The 19451-nt window shown below is 72.6% G+C and carries 16 protein-coding genes; 6 read left to right on the top strand and 10 right to left on the bottom strand.

Translation table 11 applies throughout. The features are described from left to right. Positions 1–51 precede the first annotated feature (51 nt). Positions 52–444, bottom strand: coding sequence for a hypothetical protein (locus tag AS97_RS24025; protein WP_059143802.1), 393 nt, complete (start codon positions 442–444; stop codon positions 52–54). Positions 445–461: 17 nt separating this feature from the next. Next, positions 462–1217, bottom strand: coding sequence for a TNT domain-containing protein (locus AS97_RS24020; RefSeq protein ID WP_247204471.1), 756 nt, complete (start codon positions 1215–1217; stop codon positions 462–464). A gap of 184 nt (positions 1218–1401) precedes the next feature. On the opposite strand from AS97_RS24020, the gene AS97_RS24015 reads away from it, so the two are divergent. From AS97_RS24015 to AS97_RS24005, 3 genes are all read left to right on the top strand, one after another. Continuing rightward, positions 1402–2694, top strand: a complete 1293-nt coding sequence (locus AS97_RS24015; protein ID WP_137966631.1) for a M18 family aminopeptidase — start codon at positions 1402–1404, stop codon at positions 2692–2694. A gap of 1 nt (position 2695) precedes the next feature. After that, positions 2696–4657, top strand: a complete 1962-nt coding sequence (locus AS97_RS24010) for a BTAD domain-containing putative transcriptional regulator (protein ID WP_210565623.1) — start codon at positions 2696–2698, stop codon at positions 4655–4657. Positions 4658–4789: 132 nt separating this feature from the next. Continuing rightward, positions 4790–5503, top strand: coding sequence for a DUF4232 domain-containing protein (locus tag AS97_RS24005; protein ID WP_210565622.1), 714 nt, complete (start codon positions 4790–4792; stop codon positions 5501–5503). Between the two features lie 954 nt (positions 5504–6457). On the opposite strand, the gene AS97_RS24000 is transcribed toward AS97_RS24005, so the two are convergent. Continuing rightward, a complete protein-coding gene (locus AS97_RS24000) occupies positions 6458–6652 on the bottom strand; it encodes a hypothetical protein (protein ID WP_210565621.1) in 195 nt (64 codons plus the stop codon). Between the two features lie 36 nt (positions 6653–6688). After that, the gene (locus AS97_RS23995; protein WP_210565620.1) at positions 6689–8527 is read right to left on the bottom strand and encodes an NHL domain-containing thioredoxin family protein; all 1839 of its coding nucleotides are present in this window, start codon (positions 8525–8527) and stop codon (positions 6689–6691) included. 245 nt (positions 8528–8772) lie between these two features. Between AS97_RS23995 and AS97_RS23990 the strand changes: the two genes are divergently transcribed. Continuing rightward, positions 8773–9597 (top strand): maleylpyruvate isomerase family mycothiol-dependent enzyme, encoded by an 825-nt coding sequence (locus tag AS97_RS23990; RefSeq protein ID WP_059143796.1) that lies wholly within the window; start codon positions 8773–8775, stop codon positions 9595–9597. Between the two features lie 180 nt (positions 9598–9777). Here the strand turns inward: AS97_RS23990 and AS97_RS23985 are convergent, their stop codons facing one another. The 5 genes from AS97_RS23985 to pdhA form a co-directional block, all read right to left on the bottom strand. After that, positions 9778–11073, bottom strand: coding sequence for an MFS transporter (locus AS97_RS23985; protein WP_059143795.1), 1296 nt, complete (start codon positions 11071–11073; stop codon positions 9778–9780). Then, positions 11070–11729: a GntR family transcriptional regulator gene (locus tag AS97_RS23980; protein WP_059143825.1), complete on the bottom strand. Its 660-nt coding sequence runs from the start codon at positions 11727–11729 to the stop codon at positions 11070–11072. The genes AS97_RS23985 and AS97_RS23980 overlap by 4 nt, the downstream gene beginning before the upstream one ends. Positions 11730–11811: 82 nt before the next feature. Beyond that, positions 11812–13248 (bottom strand): dihydrolipoamide acetyltransferase family protein, encoded by a 1437-nt coding sequence (locus tag AS97_RS23975; RefSeq protein WP_059143794.1) that lies wholly within the window; start codon positions 13246–13248, stop codon positions 11812–11814. Positions 13249–13270: 22 nt separating this feature from the next. Continuing rightward, a complete protein-coding gene (locus AS97_RS23970; protein WP_059143793.1) occupies positions 13271–14251 on the bottom strand; it encodes an alpha-ketoacid dehydrogenase subunit beta in 981 nt (326 codons plus the stop codon). A 1-nt stretch (position 14252) separates the two neighbouring features. After that, positions 14253–15419 carry a pyruvate dehydrogenase (acetyl-transferring) E1 component subunit alpha gene (gene pdhA, locus AS97_RS23965; RefSeq protein ID WP_059143792.1) on the bottom strand — a complete coding sequence of 389 codons (1167 nt, stop codon included), beginning with the start codon at positions 15417–15419 and terminating at the stop codon, positions 14253–14255. Between the two features lie 322 nt (positions 15420–15741). Here pdhA and AS97_RS23960 point away from each other — a divergent pair, with 322 nt between their 5' ends. Both AS97_RS23960 and AS97_RS23955 read left to right on the top strand, forming a co-directional pair. Beyond that, positions 15742–16410 (top strand): response regulator transcription factor, encoded by a 669-nt coding sequence (locus AS97_RS23960; RefSeq protein ID WP_059143791.1) that lies wholly within the window; start codon positions 15742–15744, stop codon positions 16408–16410. A 319-nt stretch (positions 16411–16729) separates the two neighbouring features. Beyond that, on the top strand, positions 16730–17767 hold the full coding sequence (locus tag AS97_RS23955; protein ID WP_210565619.1) for a phosphotransferase: 1038 nt from the start codon (positions 16730–16732) through the stop codon (positions 17765–17767). A 36-nt stretch (positions 17768–17803) separates the two neighbouring features. Here AS97_RS23955 and AS97_RS23950 read toward each other — a convergent pair whose 3' ends face one another. Next, positions 17804–19366, bottom strand: coding sequence for a protein kinase (locus tag AS97_RS23950; protein WP_079059327.1), 1563 nt, complete (start codon positions 19364–19366; stop codon positions 17804–17806). Between the last annotated feature and the right edge of the window lie 85 nt (positions 19367–19451).

The following is a 19451-nucleotide window of genomic DNA, read 5'->3' as shown; positions in this document are numbered from 1 at the left end:
CCCATCCTCCAGCGGGGCGACCGGCCCCCTGGCCTGTGCCCGCGGGCGTCGTCACCGCTTCTCGTCGCCGTTCACCGTCCGCTCCTCGTCGTCGGGCGGCCGCTCCCGCAGGGCCCGTTCGACCTCCTCACGGGCCCACCGCCGGAGCTCCTCGCCCTGTGCGAGGAGCTCGTCGACCGACTCGCCCCCGCCCTCCGGCGGGCGCGGGCGGGCCCTCAGCTTCTCCAGCAGATCCCGGCACGCCTCGTCCTCCGTGGCGAACCGGCTGGTGTCCCGGTCCAGGGAGCGCTCCCTCAGCCCGGTCTCCCAGCCACCGTCCGGTGCGGGGCGCAGGTAGTAGTAGGCGTCCGGCTGGACCGGGATGTCCCGCACTCCCGGGATGTCGTACAGCGCGTCCGGCACCTGCTCGTCGCGCAGGGTTGAGACGAGTTCCGTTCTGTCCACCGGTTCAGGATCCGCCCTCAGTTGAGTGCGCGCAGATTACCCGCCGCGACCAACTGGGGGATCGAAGGCCCGGTCAAATACTGCAGCCCGAAGCCGGGTTGTCCGAACCAGGGCCGGATGGGACCGGCCTCGACCAAGAAGGGCTCGGTGACCTCGTAGAGGTGATAGCCGTTCGGATACGCCGGGTCGATGGTGTTGAGGTTGCTGGGCGGCAGCGCGCGCTCCTCGTAGGGCGTGCCCGCCGGGGCGAGGAAGTGGCCGAAACCGCTCCCGAAGAGATCGACCTTCTGACCGACCTTCAGCCTGATCGTGGTGTGCAGCGGCGTTCCGTTGAGCAGCACCCAGCCGTCGGGGTACGGGAACCACCAGCCGCTGGTCTGCTCGTCCCAGTAGCAGTCGAGGAACGCGGAGGAGGTGGGGAAGTGGTCGAGCCGTTCATAGCCTTCGAGCATCCGCCCGATCGCGCCGTACCGGGGGAGCTGCGCGGGGCCGAGCCGCCAGTCACCCTGGTAGTAGCGCTCGCGTGGCGGGTTGGGTGCAATGCTGGTCCCCCCGATGCGGTCCCTGGTCTGACAGGGAGGGTGGCCCTTGCCCTCACCGTCCCCGCCGTTCCCCGGACGCGGGCCGGGCGAGGGCGCGGCTGCCGGCTCCGGGGCGGCCACGGGTGACAGCCCCGCGGCGAAATCCGTGACGGGCTTGGCCATGGCAGGTCCGCCTGCGCACAGCAGCAGCAGCGATCCCAGAACGACAAGCAGGTGGCGAAGAACGCGCATCCGGTATCCCCTTGAGTTACGACTCAGTGCGGCGTTGCTCGGTACACGGGGAATATCGACCGATTCTCCCGAATTCTCGCCTTACCTGACGTGCTTTCATCAGATTGGATCAACGTGGCCCCACAGATGGATGCCACGACCCGCACCAGGGCGAGCCACCCCCCGGCGAATCTATGCTGAGCACATGAGCGCACAACCCGGCATCGACCGCGGCCACACCGATGACCTGATGTCCTTCCTCCGCGCCAGCCCATCGCCGTACCACGCTGTGGCGAGCGCCGCTGAGCGGCTGGAGAAGGCCGGGTTCCAGCGGATCGAGGAGACGGCGTCCTGGGACGGCGCGGCCGGTGGTCGGTTCGTGCTGCGGGGCGGTGCGATCATTGCGTGGTACGTACCGGAGGGGGCGGACCCCGCCACTCCGTACCGAATTGTCGGTGCCCATACCGACTCTCCCAATTTGCGAGTCAAGCCCATTCCCGACACCGGTGCGCACGGCTGGAGACAGATCGCCGTCGAGGTCTACGGCGGGGTGCTGCTCAACACCTGGCTCGACCGCGACCTCGGGCTCTCCGGCCGGATCTCCCTCCGGGACGGCTCACACCATCTCGTCACCATCGACCGGCCGCTGCTGAGAGTGCCCCAGCTCGCCGTCCACCTCGACCGGTCCGTCAACACCGAGGGCCTCAAGCTGGACAAGCAGCGCCATATGACGCCCATCTGGGGGCTCGGCGGCGTCGAGGAGGGCGACCTGATCCGCTTCGTCGCCGAGGAGACCGGTGTCGCGGCCGAGGAGATCGCCGGCTGGGACCTGATGACGCACAGCGTCGAGCCGCCCGCCTACCTCGGCCGGGACCGCGAGCTGCTCGCCGGTCCCCGGATGGACAACCTTGTCTCCGTGCACGCCGGTACGGCCGCGCTCATCGCCGCCGCCTCCCGTCAGGAGCTGCCGTACATCCCGGTACTGGCCGCCTTCGACCACGAGGAGAACGGCAGCCAGTCCGACACCGGCGCCGACGGCCCGCTGCTCGGCACGGTGCTGGAGCGCTCGGTCTTCGCCCGCGGCGGCGCGTACGAGGACCGGGCCCGCGCCTTCGCGGGCACCGTCTGCCTGTCCTCCGACACCGGCCACGCCGTCCACCCCAACTACGCCGAGCGCCATGAGCCGGGTCACCACCCACGGCCCAACGGCGGCCCGATCCTGAAGGTGAACGTCAACCAGAGATACGCCACCGACGGCGCCGGGCGGGCTGTCTTCGCCGCCGCCTGCGAGCGCGCCGGGGTGCCCTGGCAGAGCTTCGTCTCCCATAACTCGATGCCGTGCGGCACCACGATCGGGCCGATCACCGCCGCCCGGCACGGCATCGCCACCGTCGACATCGGCATCGCGATCCTGTCCATGCACTCGGCACGGGAACTGTGCGGAGCGCAGGACCCGCGGCTGCTGGCCAAGGCACTGCACGCCTTTCTGGAGGGCTGAGTTGGACTTCTCCGTGCTGGGACCGGTGACCGTCATCGCGGGACCGCCGACAGCGCCCATCGAGCTACCGCTGGGGCCCGCCAAACGGCGCAGCGTGCTCGCGATGCTGCTGCTGCGGCCCAACGCGACGGTGTCCGTGGAGCAGTTGATAACCAGCCTGTGGGAGGACGAGCCGCCAGCCCACGCCCGGACCGTCATCCAGGGCCATGTCTCCCGGCTCCGCGCCGCGCTGGCCGAGGGCGGCGCCGAGGAGCACGGTGTCGAGCTGGCCACCCACAGCTCCGCCTATCTGCTGCGCATACCCGAGTCCCTGATCGACACCCAGCGCTTCGACCAGCTGACCGCCCAGGCCAGCCCGGAGTCCGCCCCCGGCGAGGCCGTCCGGCTGCTCCGCCAGGCGCTCGGCCTGTGGCGCGGCCCGGCGCTCACCGGGACCGTGGCCAGCCCGCCGTTCGCGGCCGCCGCGCACGCCCTGGAGGAGCGCCGGCTGAGCGCCGTGGAGGCCCTGGCCCGGGCGCACAAGGCGCTGGGCGAGCATGAGGAGGCGGTGCGCGCACTGCACCCCGCCGCCGTCGCCAACCCGCTGCGCGAGGGGCTGATCGCCGCCCTGATGCTGGCGCTGTACCGCTCCGGACGGCAGTCCGACGCCATCGCCTGGTTCCACCGCACCCGGCAGCTCCTCGACGACGACCTGGGGGTCGACCCGGGCCAGCGGCTGACCGCCGCGTACCAGGAGATCCTGCGGGCGGTCCCCGAGGCCGACGGGCCCCAGGCCGGCGCCGAGAGGGCCGGAGCGCCGGGCCCCTCGGGGCAGCCGGTGCCGTCGACCCCGTCGCATCCGCAGTCCGTGGCCGCCGCCGCGTCGGCCGCCGCGCCCGTACCCGAGCTGCTCCCCCGGCCCCCGGCGGGCTTCCACGGCCGGGGCGCGGAGCTGGCCGAGCTGACCCGGCTGACCCGGGGCAGCGCCGAACCGGCCCAGGGCGGTTCCGGCGGCTACCCCCAGGAGGGCGGTATCGCCCTGCTCACCGGGCCCGCCGGGGTCGGCAAGACCGGCCTGGCGGTCCACTGGGGCCACGCCCAGGCCGCCGCCTTCCCCGACGGACGGCTCTTCGCGGATCTGCGCGGCTTCAGCGGCGGCGAGGCGACGGTGCCCGCCGAGGTGCTGCGCGAATTCCTGCTCGCCCTGGGCACCCCGGCCGAGCAGATCCCCACCTCGACCGAGGCCGCGTCCGCGCTGTACCGCTCGCTGGCGGCCCGCCGCCGGCTGCTGGTGGTGCTGGACAACGCGGGCAGCTCCGCCCAGGTGCGTCCGCTGCTGCCCGGCGGGCCCCACTGCGCCACGCTGGTCACCAGCCGCAGCAGGCTGGACGGGCTGATCGCCACCGACGCCGCCCGCCCCGTACGGCTGCACGCCCTCGGCACCGAGGACGGGGCGGCCCTGCTGGGCGCGCTGCTGGGCCCCGCCCGGGTCGCCGAGGACCCGGAGGCCGCACGGGAGCTGGTGGCCCTGTGCGACGGGCTGCCACTGGCGCTGCGCGCCGCCTCCGCCCAGCTGATGGCCCGGCCCCGCTGGCGGCTGGGCCGGCTGGCCACCGCGCTGCGCGACGAGCGCCGCCGGCTCGCGCTGCTGTCGGCGGAGGACACCGGAGTGGCCGCCGCGCTGCGCAACTCCGTGGCCCGGCTCTCGGCGGACGACGCACAGCTGCTGCGGGCCCTGGGCACCGGTTTCGCGCGGGAGGTCAACACCGCCGAGGCGGCCGCGCTGTCGGGGGCGGACCCCGAGCTGATCCAGGACTCCCTGGAGCGGCTGGCGGAGATGCATCTGCTGGACGAGGAGGCCACCAACCGCTACGTGATGAGCGACCTGGTGAAGCTCTTCGCCCAGGGCGACGGGAGCGGGCGCGGCGAGACCCCGGGCGAGGGGTCCGGCGGGGCCTCCGGCGAACCGTCACAGGGGGCCTGAGCAGGGGTGAACAGCGGGGCGTTAGCGGGACGTTAGCGGGCGGCAGCCGTTCACCAGCCGAACGGCAGCGGGTCCGGACAGGCTTATGCCGTACCGGAGAACGCCCGAACGCCCGCTGAGGGGAGACCCGCCATGCCGCTCACCACCGCCCGCCTCGCCCACCGCGCCGGCACCCTGCGCTCGGTCGCGGCCGGCCTGACCGTCGTCGCCGCGGGCATCACCCTCGCGGCGTGCGGCACCGCCGACGCGTCGGGCGTGAAGACGGCCGGCAAGGCGGAGAGCATGGCCTCGGCCGCCCCCACCGCCCCCACCGTCCCCACCGCCAACGAGGAAGACCTCCAGGGCGGCGCCCAGCAGGCCGCGCGGGAGACGGTGGCGGGCGGGGCCGACGCCGGCGCCCAGGGCGGTCTGCGGGCCGACAGCGGCGTCGAGGGCGAGACCGGCGTCTGCCGTCTCGACACGATGTCGGTGAGCGTCACCTCCGTCCCCCGGCCGGCCAGCCATCTGCTGCTGGAGATCACCAACCAGTCCGGGGTGACCTGCCGTCTCATCGGCTCCCCCGTGGTGCGGTTCAACGACGGGCGGGCGGCCGTGCCGCAGGACGAGAACACCCGGCCGCAGACGGTCGTCACGCTGCCGCCCGGTGAGAGCGGTTACGCGGGCCTGACCACCTCCGCGGCGAACGCCCCGGCCGCCGACGGCCGTAAGGCCACCGGGTTGACCGTCTCCCTCGCCGGCGAGGACAGCCGCCGTGCCGTCGATCTCCCCGGCGACTCGGTGGAGATCGGGGACGGGGCGGCGGTCGGCTACTGGCAGAGCGACGCGTCCGACGCCCTCCTCTGGTGACCGCCCGGCGCTCCCACCGGTGACCGCGTGGCCTTCCCCCCGGTGACCGCCCGGCCTTCCCTCCGGTGACCGCTCGATCCGAGCCACCCAGCTGGACAGGTAGCCGCCTCCCCCCGGCTACCTGCCCCGGACGGCCCCCGCCTCGGCGGGGGCCGTCTCGTCATGTCCCACGGCACCGCCCTCCGTGTCCCGCTCCTGGCCCTTCCCATGGCCGTCTTGGCAGGCCATCAGGGGCGCGCCCGGATGGGACGTCCCAAAGGACGGCTCGGCCCCGGAAAGGCCCCGTCCCGCGGCCCACAGTGGTTCCCGTCGCCGCGGCGAACGGCCCGGCGGCCTTGACCGAGCCGTGCCGACGTCCGCCGTCGGCGCTCTCACCGAGGGGGAATCCAGGTGACGCACTCCATCAGCGGCGGCCGGCGCCGGGTCCTCCTGGCCAGGGGGTCCCCGCCATCGCCGCGGCGGGCATCGGCGCCACCGGACTCCTGGGCTGCTCGGGCTCAGGCGACACCGCGGGCCATGACGCCGAGGCGGCGAAGGCCGGGAAGGCCGCCGAGAAGGGCGTGACGAGCCGCGACAGCACCTCGGCCCCAGGGCGGGGCGCGCCCCTGCTGCACCGGGCCACCGAGGCCGAGGCCGCCGTGCAGGCCGCCGAGGGGACCGGGCCGGAGCCCGGCGCGTCCGCGCCGCCGCCCCCGGACGGCCTCCGGAGGACCGGCCGTCCCGGCGCCGGCCTCGGCTCACGCTCACGGCGGTGGGCGCCGTCGTCATCATCGCCGGGGGCACGGCAGGCATCATCGCCCTCCGGTCGTCCGACGACGGCGGGTCCCCGGGCGGCGCGGCGGGCCCCTCACCCCTGGGCGACGCCCGGATCACCGTCTACAACGCCGAGAAGGACTGCCAGGACCAGCGGGTCCGCGCCTGTTCCCTGGGCCTGGCCGGGGATCCGTACGTGGCCTACCGCCCGTCGAACATCGTGGGCCGGGTCTGGCACGGCGCCGTACCGCGCGCCGACTGCCGCATCGCCAACGGCGTCACGGTGACCGACGAGGCGGGCGGGCACAGCAGCATGTGGTTCCGCGTCTTACCGGACGGCAAGCGGATGTGGGGGCCGGGCATCCGCATCCGCCAGGACCAGGTGCAGTACTCCACGCTGCCCAACTGCCCCGGCGGACCGCCGGTCGGGGCTCAGCCGTCCATGCCGGCGAGCACCAGCGGCAGCCGGGTCGCGCCGCCCTCGGTGATCCGCACCGGGACGCCCCAGTCCTGCTGGTGCACATGGCAGGCCGGGTACTCGTTGGCCCCCGCGGCGGAGCCGCTGTCGGAATCCGTGTCGTCACAGGAGGCGGCCATGGCCGAGACGTGCAGCACGCCCTCGGTCACGCCCTCCGTAAGGACGAGCTCACGGTTCAGATCCGTGCCCGCGCCCTCGCCGCCCGCCAGCAGCTCGGGCGGGGTGGAGCTGACCAGCAGCCGGGTGGAGGGGCCGTAGCGGGTGTCCAGCTTCTGCCCCTCGGGCGCCTGGAAGACCACGTCCAGCCGGAGCGTCCCCGGGGCGATGTCGGTCGCGGCGCGCTGGGTGCGGTGGGCCACCGCGTCGACCCTTACGGCCTCCTCCGGCAGCCGCAGCCGGGTCAGCCGGTGCCGGGCGGACTCCACCACGACGATGTCCCCGTCGGCCAGGACCGCGCCGGAGGGCTCGCGCAGATCCGTGGCGAGCGTGGAGACCTCGCCGGTCGCCGGGTCGAAGCGGCGCAGCGCGTGGTTGTAGGTGTCCGAGATCGCCACCGAGCCGTCGGGCAGCGCGGTGACGCCCAGCGGATGCTGGAGCAGCGCCTGTTCGGCGGCGCCGTCCCGGTGGCCGAAGTCGAAGAGCCCGGTGCCGACGGCCGTACGGACGGCGAAGCCGTCGCCGTCGCGCTCGACGTACCGCACCGCGGACGTCTCGGAGTCCGCGATCCACAGCCGGTCCTCGGTGGCGGCGAGCCCGGAGGGCTGGGCGAACCACGCCTCCTCGGCGGGGCCGTCGACCAGACCCTCGTTGGTGGTCCCGGCGGCGGCCCGTACGGCCCGGGCCCGCGGGTCGTAGGTCCACAGCTGGTGGACGCCCGCCATGGCGATCCACAGCCGGCCCGCGAACCAGGCGACGTCCCAGGGGGAGGACAGGTCGACCTCCCGGGCGGGCCCCTCAGTGGGCGACCCCTGCCACCACTGGCGGCCGGTCCCGGCCAGCGTGGTGACCTCGCCGGTGGCCGGGTCGAAGCGGCGCAGCGCGTGGTTCACGGTGTCGGCGACGGCCACGGTGCCGTCGGGGAGCAGGGCGAGCCCTTGGGGCTCGCTGAAGCGGGCCCGCTCGCCCGCGCCATCCGTAAGGCCGCGCTCGCCCGCGCCGATCCGCCGCACCACGCTCTCGCCGTCCGCCGCGAGCTCCACGAGCTGATGGCGGGTGGTGTCCGAGACGAGGAAGGTGCCGCCGGGCAGCAGCAGCGCCTTACCGGGGAAGCGCAGCTCGGTGGGGACCGGCTCCGGCGGCACATATGGGCCGTCGCCGCGCCGGAGGGTGCCCTTGGCGGCGTGCTCGGCCTCGAGCTGCCCCACGAGGGCCTCCAGGGCGTGCGCATGGCCCTCGCCCGCGTGCTGGGCGACCACATAGCCCTCGGGGTCGATGACGACGAGGGTGGGCCAGGCCCGTACCGCGTACTGCTTCCAGGTGGCCAGCTCGGGGTCGTCGAGGACCGGGTGGTGCACCTCGTAGCGCTCGACCGCGTCCACGACCGCCTGGTGCTCCGCCTCGTGGACGAACTTCGGCGAGTGCACCCCGACGATCACCACGGTGTCGCGGTGCTTCTCCTCCAGCTCGCGCAGCTCGTCCAGGACGTGCAGACAGTTCACACAGCAGAAGGTCCAGAAGTCGAGGATGACAATGCGCCCTCGCAGGTCGGTGAGGGTGAGGTCGTTGTCGCCGGTATTGAGCCAGCCGCCCCGGCCGATCAGCTCGGGGGCGCGGACGCGTGCACGTGGAGCCATATCGCCATGAAACAGCAGCCCCACCCGTGTCATTCCCCCGCCCCCCCGATGGCTTTCGACCGATGTGCTGGGGTCTGTCCGGAGATAAGGCGGAGGCGGGCGCACACGGCCGTCGCGAGCAGGCCGCCGGCCGCCGATCCGGGCCTACGATCAGAGCCGAAAGCACTGCCCGCGCGCTCGTGGGCAGCGTAACTTGAACGCACACACCAGCACCCAGCCCGCGCACCAACCGCCCGAGGGGTCCCGTGACCGTCCATCCCAGCCTTCAGACCTCCATCGACGCCTGGACGCACTCCATCGACGCGATATCGGAGTTGGTGAATCCGCTCGCGGAGCGCGAGTGGAACCTCGCCACCGAGTGCCCGGGATGGTCGGTGCGGGACGTCGTCTCGCATGTGATCGGACTCGAATGCGAGATGCTCGGCGATCCCCGTCCCATCCACACGCTGCCGCGTGACCTCTTCCACGTCACCAACGAGCTGTCGCGGTACATGGAGGTCCAGGTCGACGTCCGGCGCTGCCACACCGCGCCCGAGATGACCTCCGAGCTGGAGTACACCGTCATCCGGCGGGGCCGCCAGCTGCGGAACGAGAAGCGCGCCCCGGACGCCATGGTGCGCTGGCCCGGCGGCTCCGAGGTGACGCTGGGGGAGGCCCTGATGAAGCGGGTCTTCGACATCTGGGTGCATGAGCAGGATCTGCGCCGGGCCCTGAACAAGCCCGGCAATCTGGACTCGCCGGGCGCCGCGATCACTCGTGATCTGCTGCTGTCGGCGCTGCCGAAGGTGGTCGCCAAGGACGCGGGCGCGGCGCCCCACTCGGCCGTCGTCTTCGATGTGAACGGCCCGATGGAGTTCATGCGGACGGTACGGGTCGACGCGGACGGCCGGGGCAGCATCGACGGCAGCGTCTCGCTCGGGCCGACGGCCACGCTCTCCCTGGACTGGGAGACCTACCTGCGGCTGGCGTGTGGGCGGGTGCGGCCCGAGGCGGTCTCGGAGCGGCTGAAGATCGAGGGCGACCAGCAGCTGGCCGAGGCGATCCTCGGACACTTCGCGATCACGCCGTAGCGCCTCCCGGAGGGGCGGGCCGCACAGCGCCTGGGATCACGCCGTAGCGCCGCCCGCCCGCAGGGTCAGCCGTACACCCCCTGGGACCGCGCCGTAAGCCCCCTGGGGGGTCACGCCGTGAGCCGCCTCGGGGAGCACGCCGTGACGCCCCTGGGGGTCACGCCGGTACGTGCACGGCGGTCACACCGGTACGTGCACGGCCTCGACCCGGCTCGCGACCACGCGGTCGCGCTCCCGGCGGTGCGCCCGTCCGCGCAGCCGCAGGATCTGGCTGATGCCGAGGGCCTGCAGCACGAACACCGAGGCGAACGCGATCCGGTAGTCCTGGCCGGTCAGGTCCAGCAGCACGCCGACGGCCAGCAGGGTGGTCATCGAGGCCGTGAAGCCGCCCATGTTGACGATTCCCGACGCGGTGCCGATCCGCTCGGGCGGATTGGCGGGCCGGGCGAAGTCGAAGCCGATCATCGACGCGGGTCCGCAGGCGCCGAGCACCACGCACAGGACCACCAGCAGCCACATGGGCGCGTGGGCGGACGGCCAGACCAGCACGGTGCCCCACAGCAGCGCGGTGGCGCCGACCGTGCCGAGGGCCAGCGGGGCGCGGGCGGCGTGGTGCCGGGCGATGACCTGCCCGTAGACCAGGCCGACCGCCATGTTGGAGAGCACCACGAGGGTCAGCAGCTGGCCCGCGGTCGCCTGGGACAGCCCCTCCGCCTCGACCAGGAACGGCATCCCCCACAGCAGCAGGAAGACCATCGCCGGGAACTGGGTGGTGAAGTGCACCCACATGCCGAGCCGGGTGCCGGGCTCGCGCCAGGCGTCCGCGATCTGCCGGCGGACGTAGTCGGCGCCCAGGTGCGTGGCGGGCGCGGGCTCGAAGCCCTCGGGGTGGTCCTTGAGGAAGAACAGCACCAGGACGAAGACGGCCAGGCCGCCGAGCGCGCTGCCCGCGAAGGTCGTGGTCCAGCCGACGCCGTGCAGGGACCGGGCGATCACCAGCGTGGAGACCAGGTTGCCCGCCATGCCGAAGAGCGCGGCGATCTGGGCGATGAGCGGCCCACGGCGGGCCGGGAACCAGCGCGAGCCGAGCCGCAGCACGCTGATGAAGGTCATCGCGTCACCGCAGCCGAGCAGCGCCCGGGAGCCCAGCGCCATCCCGTAGGAGTGGGAGAACGCGAAGCCGAACTGCCCCAGGGTGAAGAGCACCACCCCGAGCATGAGCACCTTACGGGTGCCGAGACGGTCGACCATGAGCCCGACCGGTATCTGCATCCCGGCGTAGACCAGCACCTGCAGGATGGAGAAGGTCGACAGCGCCGACGCGTTGATGTGGAAGCGCTCGGCGGCGTCGATACCGGCGACGCCGAGGCTGGTGCGATAGGTGATGGCGACGAAGTAGACGGCGACGCCCAGACCCCACACGGCGACGGCACGACGGCCGCCGGGCGGATCCCCGGGCAACTGGGCCGAGGTCATCGCGCCTCACCCCGGGCGAGGTTGTTCACCCAGCTGATGTGGCGCTGCACCAGCCCGGACGCGAAGCCGGCGTCCCCGGCGCGCAGGGCCCGGAGGATCTCCGTGTGCTCGGTGATGTTCTTGGCGATCCGGCCGGGCTCGGCGTGCATGGTGGCCACGCCCATCCGGAGCTGGCGGTCCCTCAACTGGTCGTAGAGCTGCGCCAGGATGGCGTTTCCCGCCGCCCTGACGATCGCCGCGTGGAAGCAGCGGTCGGCGGCCGCGAAGGCGGCCAGATCTCCGGCCACCGCGTGCGCCTTCTGCTCCTCCAGCAGCTCCTCGAGCCGCCCCAGGAGCCGTTCCCCGGCCGGGACGACCTTGGCGACCGCGTGCTGCTCCACCAGCAGCCGGGTCTCGACCACATCCGCGATCTCCTGGGAGGAGACGGGCAGCACCAGAGCACCCTTCTTCGGATAGAGCTTGAGCAGCCCCTCGGCCTCCAGGCGCAGCAGCGCCTCCCGGACGGGCGTACGGGAGACCCCGACGGCGTCCGCGAGTTCGCCCTCGCTCAGCAGTGTGCCGCCCTCGTAGCGGCGGTCGAGGACGGCTTGTTTGACGTGGTGGTAGACGCGTTCGGCGGCGGGCGGCGGCTTGGTGGCCGTATCGGCGGGACTCATGATGCGCACATCATAGATACAAGATGCATGCGCACTCATCCCCCGTCCGCGATGCGGACGGGGGATGGGGTCTGCCGCTACCTCACGCCCACGTGATCAGGCGCTTCGGGCGCTCCAGGACGGCCGCGACATCCGCGAGCACCTTGGAGCCCAACTCGCCGTCGACCAGCCGGTGGTCGAAGGAGAGCGCGAGCGTGGTCACCTGGCGGGGCTTGACCTCGCCCTTGTGGACCCACGGCTGGAGCTTGACGGTGCCGAAGGCGAGGATCGCGGACTCACCGGGGTTGAGGATCGGCGTGCCCGCGTCGATGCCGAAGACGCCGACGTTGGTGATGGTGACCGTGCCGCCGGACATGTCGGCCGGGGTGGTCTTGCCCTCACGGGCGGTGGTGACCAGCTCGCCCAGGGCGGACGCCAGTTCGGGCAGGGTCTTGGCGTGGGCGTCCTTGATGTTGGGGACGATCAGCCCGCGCGGCGTGGCGGCCGCGATGCCCAGATTGACGTAGTCCTTGTAGACGATCTCCTGGTTGTCCTCGTCCCAGGTGGCGTTGACGTCCGGGTTGCGCCGGATGGCCACCAGCAGGGCCTTGGCGACCAGCAGCAGCGGGTTGACCCGAAGCCCGGCCATCGCCGGGTCCTGCTTGAGGTCGGCGACGAGCTTCATCGTGCGGGTCACGTCGACCGTCACGAACTCGGTCACATGCGGGGCGGTGAAGGCGCTGTTGACCATCGCCTGCGCGGTGGCCTTCCGTACGCCCTTCACGGGCACCCGGCGCTCCCGGCCCTCCACGGCCCTGGACGGGGCCGCCACGGGCGTCTCCCGGGCCGTCTGGACGGCCTCGGCGGCCGCGTGGACGTCCTCGCGGGTGATGATCCCGTCCGGCCCGCTCGGGGTGACCGCCTCCAGGTCGATGCCCAGGTCCTTGGCCAGCTTGCGGACCGGGGGCTTCGCCAGCGGCCGGGCCGTCCGGCCACTGCCGTTCAGTTCGGGCGAGGGTGAGGGCGCGGGCGCGGCCTCGGGGCGCGCGGGGGCGGGCGCGGGCTCCTGGGGCGCGGGCGCCCCGGCGGAGGGGGCGGGCACCGAGCCCTGGGAGCCCGGCACCGGCTTGCGCGGACGGCGCTTGGTGGAGGCTGGCGCCGCCCCGTAGCCGACCAGGTTGGCCTGGCGGCCCTCCTTCTCGGCGGGCTCGGCCTCGGCGGCGGGCTTCTCGGCGGGCTTCCCCGCGGCGGGAGCGGCCTGGGGCGGCGCCTCCCCCGCTCCCGGGTCGGTGTCCACCGAGATGATCGGCGTGCCCACGTCCACGGTGGTGCCCTCGTCGAAGCGCAGCTCGTGCACCACGCCGTCGAAGGGGATGGGCAGCTCGACGGCGGCCTTGGCGGTCTCGACCTCGCACACCACCTGACCGTCGGTCACGGTGTCGCCCGGCGCCACGAACCACTTGAGGATCTCGGCCTCGGTCAGTCCCTCGCCCACATCGGGCATCTTGAACTCACGGAAGCGCTGTTCGACTGCGGTCATCGTCACGATCTCCTCAAGCCCTTCAGTACGCCAACGCGCGGTCTACGGCGTCGAGCACCCGGTCCAGCCCCGGAAGGTACTCGTCCTCGAGCCGTGACGGCGGGTACGGCGAGTGGAAGCCGCCGACCCGCAGCACCGGAGCCTCGAGGTGATAGAAGCACCTCTCGGTGATGCGCGCGGCGATCTCCGACCCAGTGCCCAGGAATACCGGAGCCTCGTGGACGACGACCAGCCGGCCCGTCCGCTCCACGGAACGCTGGATGGTGTCGAAGTCGATCGGCGACATCGACCGCAGGTCCACGACCTCGATCGACTTGCCCTCCTCGGCGGCGGCAGCGGCGGCGTCCAGGGCGACCTTCACCATCGGGCCGTAGGCCGCGAGGGTCAGGTCCGCCCCCGGCCGCACCACCCGGGCGGCGTGCAGCGGACCGGGGATCGCGGCGGTGTCGACCTCGGACTTGTCGTGGTAGCGGCGCTTGGGCTCGAAGTAGATCACCGGGTCGTCGCTGCCGATGGCCTGCTGCAGCATCCAGTACGCGTCGGAGGCGTTGGCGGGCGAGATCACCTTCAGCCCGGCCACATGCGCGAACAGCGCCTCGGGCGACTCGCTGTGGTGCTCCACCGCGCCGATGCCGCCGCCGTACGGAATGCGGATGACGACCGGCAGCTTGACCTTGCCGAGCGAGCGTGCGTGCATCTTGGCGAGCTGGGTGACGATCTGGTCGTAGGCGGGGAAGACGAAACCGTCGAACTGGATCTCCACCACCGGGCGGTAGCCGCGCAGCGCGAGCCCGATCGCGGTGCCCACGATGCCGGACTCGGCGAGCGGGGTGTCGATGACCCGGTCCTCGCCGAAGTCCTTCTGCAGCCCGTCGGTGACGCGGAAGACGCCTCCCAGCTTGCCGACGTCCTCGCCCATGATCAGGACCTTGGGGTCGGACTCGAGGGCCGTGCGCAGTGACGCGTTGATCGCCTTGGAGAGCGACATCTTCTCGGCGGCCATGTCAGATGCCCTCCTCAGCGGTGACGAACGAAGCCTGGTACTCGGCGAACTGGGCCCGCTCCTCGTCGACGAGCGCGTGCCCGTCGGCGTAGGTGTGCTCGAACAGCGCCATGTCATCCGGGTCGGGCATGGCCCGCACCGCGTCCCGCACGCGCTTGGCCAGCGCGTCGCTCTCCCGCTCCAGCTCGGCGAAGAACGCGTCGTCGGCCAGGCCCTCGCGGGTCAGCAGGGTGCGCAGCCGCAGGATCGGGTCCTTGGTCTCCCACAGCTCCCGCTCCTCGGGGGAGCGGTAGCGCGTCGGGTCGTCGGAGGTGGTGTGGGCGCCCATGCGGTAGGTGAACGCCTCGATGAGCATCGGGCCCTGCCCGGTGCGCGCCCGCTCCAGCGCGGCCTTGGTGACGGCCAGGCAGGCGAGGACGTCATTGCCGTCCACCCGCACGCCGGGGAAGCCGTAGCCCTGGGCGCGCTGGTAGAGCGGGACCCGGGTCTGCTTCTCGGTGGGCTCGGAGATGGCCCACTGGTTGTTCTGGCAGAAGAAGACCACCGGCGCGTTGTACACCGCGGAGAAGGTGAACGACTCGGCGACGTCGCCCTGGCTGGAGGCGCCGTCACCGAAGTAGGCCAGGACCGCGGCGTCGGCGCCGTCCTTGGCGATGCCCATCGCGTAGCCGGTCGCGTGCAGCGTCTGCGAGCCGATCACGATGGTGTACAGGTGGAAGTTGTTGCTGTTCGGGTCCCAGCCGCCGTGGTTCACCCCGCGGAACATCCCGAGCAGGTTGGTCGGGTCGACGCCACGGCACCAGGCCACACCGTGCTCGCGGTAGGTCGGGAAGACGTAGTCGTCGTCGTGCAGCGCCCGGCCGGAGCCGATCTGCGCCGCTTCCTGGCCGAGCAGCGACGCCCACAGGCCCAGTTCGCCCTGGCGCTGCAGGGTGGTCGCCTCGGCGTCGAACCGCCGTGTCAGCACCATGTCCCGGTACAGACCGCGCAGCTCCTCCGGGGTCGGGTCGATGGCGTATTCGGGGTGCTCGACACGCTCGCCCTCGGGGGTCAGCAGCTGTACGAGTTCGGTCTGGGCCTCCGGCTGCTTCTTGGCGTCCCGCGCGGTGGTGCTGCGCTTGGCTCCGCTGCGGCGCGGCTTGCGCGCGGCAGTGCTCTCCACGGTCACGTGTGCTCCTCCGTCTGTCCGGCCCCCGGGATCCGCCGGCGGCCAGTTGCGGCTCGCCCGTTCCGTCTCGGCACACGGGGTGGGTGCGCCGAGGCATGGCCGGGCGTGACAGGTTCCCGGCGGCTGGCCCTGCACAAGGCACGTTACCCAGTGCCTCGCATGTCTGCGAAACCCCACCTGACCTGCAATTTTGCTTGGATTTCCAAGTAAATCGCGCGAGGCGGGAAACATCCACTGGTCACAGCCTCGCCAGCCGCCGGACAAGCGCACGTTATCCCGCGGGACAAGGGCACGGGAAGACATGGTGTGTGAGACTGGATCCGTGCGCGAAGAAGGAAAAATAGGGATATTCCTGGTTGACGACCATGAAGTCGTCCGGCGCGGCGTACGGGATCTGCTCGCGAGCGAGCCGGACATGGAGGTGGTCGGCGAGGCGGGCACCGCGGCCGACGCCCTGGCGCGGATCCCGGCCGCCCGCCCGGATGTCGCCGTCCTGGACATCCGGCTGCCCGACCGCAGCGGGGTCGAGGTCTGCCGGGAGATCCGCGCCCGCGACGAGAGCATCCGCTGCATGATGCTCACCTCCTTCGCCGACGACGAGGCCCTCTTCGACGCCATCATCGCGGGTGCCTCCGGCTATGTCCTGAAAGACATTCGCGGCGAGGAACTGCTCTCCGCCGTCCGGGACGTGGCCGCGGGCCGGTCGCTGCTCGACCCGGTGGCCACCGCCCGGGTGCTGGAGCGGCTGCGCGGCCAGACGGCCGCCAAACCGGACGACCGGCTCGCCGCCCTCACCGAGCAGGAGCGCCGCATCCTGCTGCTGATCGGGGAGGGGCTCACCAATCGGGCGATCGGCGAGCGGCTCCATCTCGCCGAGAAGACGATCAAGAACTATGTCTCCAGCCTGCTCGCCAAGCTGGGCATGGAGCGCCGGTCGCAGGCGGCGGCCTATGTCGCCCGGATGCAGGCGACCCAGCCCCAGAAGCACTAGGGTCCGTCGTTCGGATTAGGCCCAGAAGCGCTGCGGGGGGTGTCCGCCGCGTGGCGGGGGCCTTGCCCCGGGGTCTGGGGCGGAGTCCCGGTCGAGGGAAGGGGCGGGAGGGGAAGCAAGTCCCGGTCGAGGGAAGGGGCGGGAGGGGAAGCAGCCCGCCGCAGGCGCCAAGACCCGTCGGACACCCCGGCCCCGGGCGGGCGACGCGGGCCGAGAAGCGCCGGGCCCCGTCTCGGTCAACCGGCCGTACCCCGGTGTACCGTGCGTCGCCGTCCTCGCGCGCCATGGCGGTGATCCCCGGTGATCTAACATCTGGCAGGTGCCGCGCTCACATGTACACTCCGCCGAGGCCGCTCCCGACGGGGAAACCCTGGGCGCCCTGCTCCGCCGCTACGACAGCGCCGGTGAGGCCGTCTCCTGCGAACCGCTCACCCAGGGGCTGCTCAACCGGGGCTACCACCTCGCCACCACCCGCGGCCGCTTCTTCCTCAAACACCACCTCGACGGCGACCGCACCGCCATCGCCCGCCAGCACCGGGTCACCCAGCGGCTGGACGCGCTCGGGGTGCCCGTCGCCCCGCCGGTCCCCGACGCCCACGGCCGTACGGTCGCCGTCATCGGCGGCCGCTGCTACGCGTTACACCCCTGGATCGACGGACAGCACCGCGCCGGCGGTGAGCTGACCACCCCCCAGTGCTCGCGGCTGGGCGGACTGCTCGGACTTGTCCACACCTGTCTGGAGCGCGTCATGCGGGCCCGTACGGGCGACCGCCGGCCGCCCGAGGAGGCGGCCGACCCCGAGGACACCTTCGACGTCATCGACGAGCTGCTCACGCTGATCCCGGGGCGCCGGGACCGCGACAGCTTCGACGAACTCGCCGAGCACCGCCTGGTCGAGCGGCGGACGCTGCTGGAGCGGCACGCCCACCGCCGCCCGGAGACCCACGCCATCCCGGTCGCCGGCTGGGTGCACGGCGACTTCCACCCGCTGAATCTGCTCTACCGCGACACGGAACCGGCCGCCATCGTCGACTGGGACCGGCTCGGGGTGCAGCCGCGCGCCGAGGAGGCGGTCCGGGCCGCCGCGATCTTCTTCGTACGGCCCGACGGCACCCTGGAGCTCCCCAAGGTGCGCTCCTACGCACGGGCGTACCGCTGCACGGCGGGGGCCGGGGCCTCCGAGCTGGCCGCGGCCGTGCACCGGGTGTGGTGGGAGCGGCTCAATGACTTCTGGATGCTGCGCTGGCGCTACCAGCGCGGGGACCGGCGCGCCGATCCGCAGTTCCCGGCGGCCGCGGCGCTGGTGGTGTGGTGGACCCGGGAGTACGACGCGGTCCGCGACGCCTTCTGCGGGTGACCCAGACGGCTGCAGGGGCGCCGGGCCCCCGGGCCGTTACGGAATGCCGCCGTCCGTGGCGCCCGTCGTACCGGTGGGGTCGGCGGTGGGCTCGGTCGGCCCGTCGTCGGTGGGCTCGGTGGTCGGCTCATTGCCGCCCGGGGTGGTCGGCTCCTCGGTGGGCACGTTGGTGCCCGGGTCCGTCTCCGAGTCCGTCGGCTCGTCCGTGGGGTCATCGGAGTACGTCGGCGTCGGGTCCTCGGACGGGGTGTAGTCGTCGCCCGTGTTCCCGGCGGTGGAGTCGTCGGTCGGGACCGAGCCGTCGCCCGTGTCGTCGGTCGGCTCGTCGCTCGGCTTGGGGGTCTTGTCCTGGGTGACCGACGTCTTGGGCTTGGTCGGCTGCTTGTCGTCGTCCTTCTTGCCGTACTGCAGGGCGAAGGCGACCCCCGCCGCGACCGCGATCACCGCGAGCACCGCGATCAGCCACACCTTGCCGCGGCCCTTACGGCGGCCGGAACCGCCGTCACCGCCCCCGGGGCCGCTGACGATCGGCTGCTGGGAGGTCTCACCGTGGCCGGGGTGCGGCAGCGCGGTGGTGGCCCCGGGCACGCCCGGCATGCCCATGGCGGGGGTGGCGGCGCCCAGGTGCTGGGTGACCGGGCCGGTGCTCCAGACGCCGGTGTGGCCGCCCGCCTCGTGGAGCATCTGCAGCGCGTACTGGACCATGCCGCGCATTTCCTCGGCGCTCTGGAACCGGTCGTCCGGGTCCTTGGCGAGGGAGCGCATGACCAGGCCGTCCAGCTCCGGCGGCACGGTGCCGGAGGTCTCCGAGGGCGGCACCGGGGTGTCCTGGACGTGCTGGTAGACCACCGAGAGCGGGGTCTCCCCGGTGAACGGCGGGCGGAGCGCCAGCAGTTCGTAGAGCAGACATCCGGTGGCGTACAGGTCGGAGCGGTGGTCCACGGCCTTGCCGAGGGCCTGCTCCGGCGAGAGGTACTGGGGTGTGCCCATGACCATGCCGGTCTGGGTCATGGTGGACTGCGCGCCGTGCAGGGCGCGGGCGATGCCGAAGTCCATCACCTTGACCGCGCCGCTGTGAGTGATGATCACGTTGGCGGGCTTGATGTCACGGTGCACGATGCCGTGCTGATGGCTGTAGGCGAGCGCCTCCAGCACCCCGGAGACGATGATCAGCGCCTGATCCGGCGGCGGGGCCTCGGCGTTGAGCAGCAGATCGCGGATGGTCCGGCCCTCGACCAACTCCATGACGATGTACGGCACGGTGTTCTGGCCGACGGTGTCCTCGCCGGAGTCGTAGACCGCCACCACGGCGTGGTGGTTCAGCCCCGCGACGGACTGTGCCTCGCGGGTGAAGCGGGCCTTGGACACCGGGTCCTCGGCCAGATCGGCGCGGAGCAGCTTGACCGCGACCGTCCGGCCGAGCCGGAGGTCCTCGGCGGCGAAGACTTCCGCCATACCGCCGCGGCCGAGACGACCGGTAAGCCGATATCGACCATCGCCAACAAGTCCTCCGTTACCCCACGCTTCCGGCAAGTCCGGCATGCCGGACCCGCTGGCGTCAGGTTCGGAGGGCCCCTGGGCGCTCTGGGTCTGTGCCATCGGTCCTCGCCGTCTCGTTCTCGGTGGGGGTCTGGTCGAGCTCGCCCCGCCCGCGGGCGGTACGGTTCCTGCTAGGCACGCTACA

Source organism: Streptomyces sp. AgN23 (assembly GCF_001598115.1).
Taxonomy (GTDB): Bacteria; Actinomycetota; Actinomycetes; order Streptomycetales; family Streptomycetaceae; genus Streptomyces; species Streptomyces antimycoticus.
Note: the sequence above shows the minus strand (reverse complement) of the source record. Positions and strands in the feature narration are given on the sequence as shown.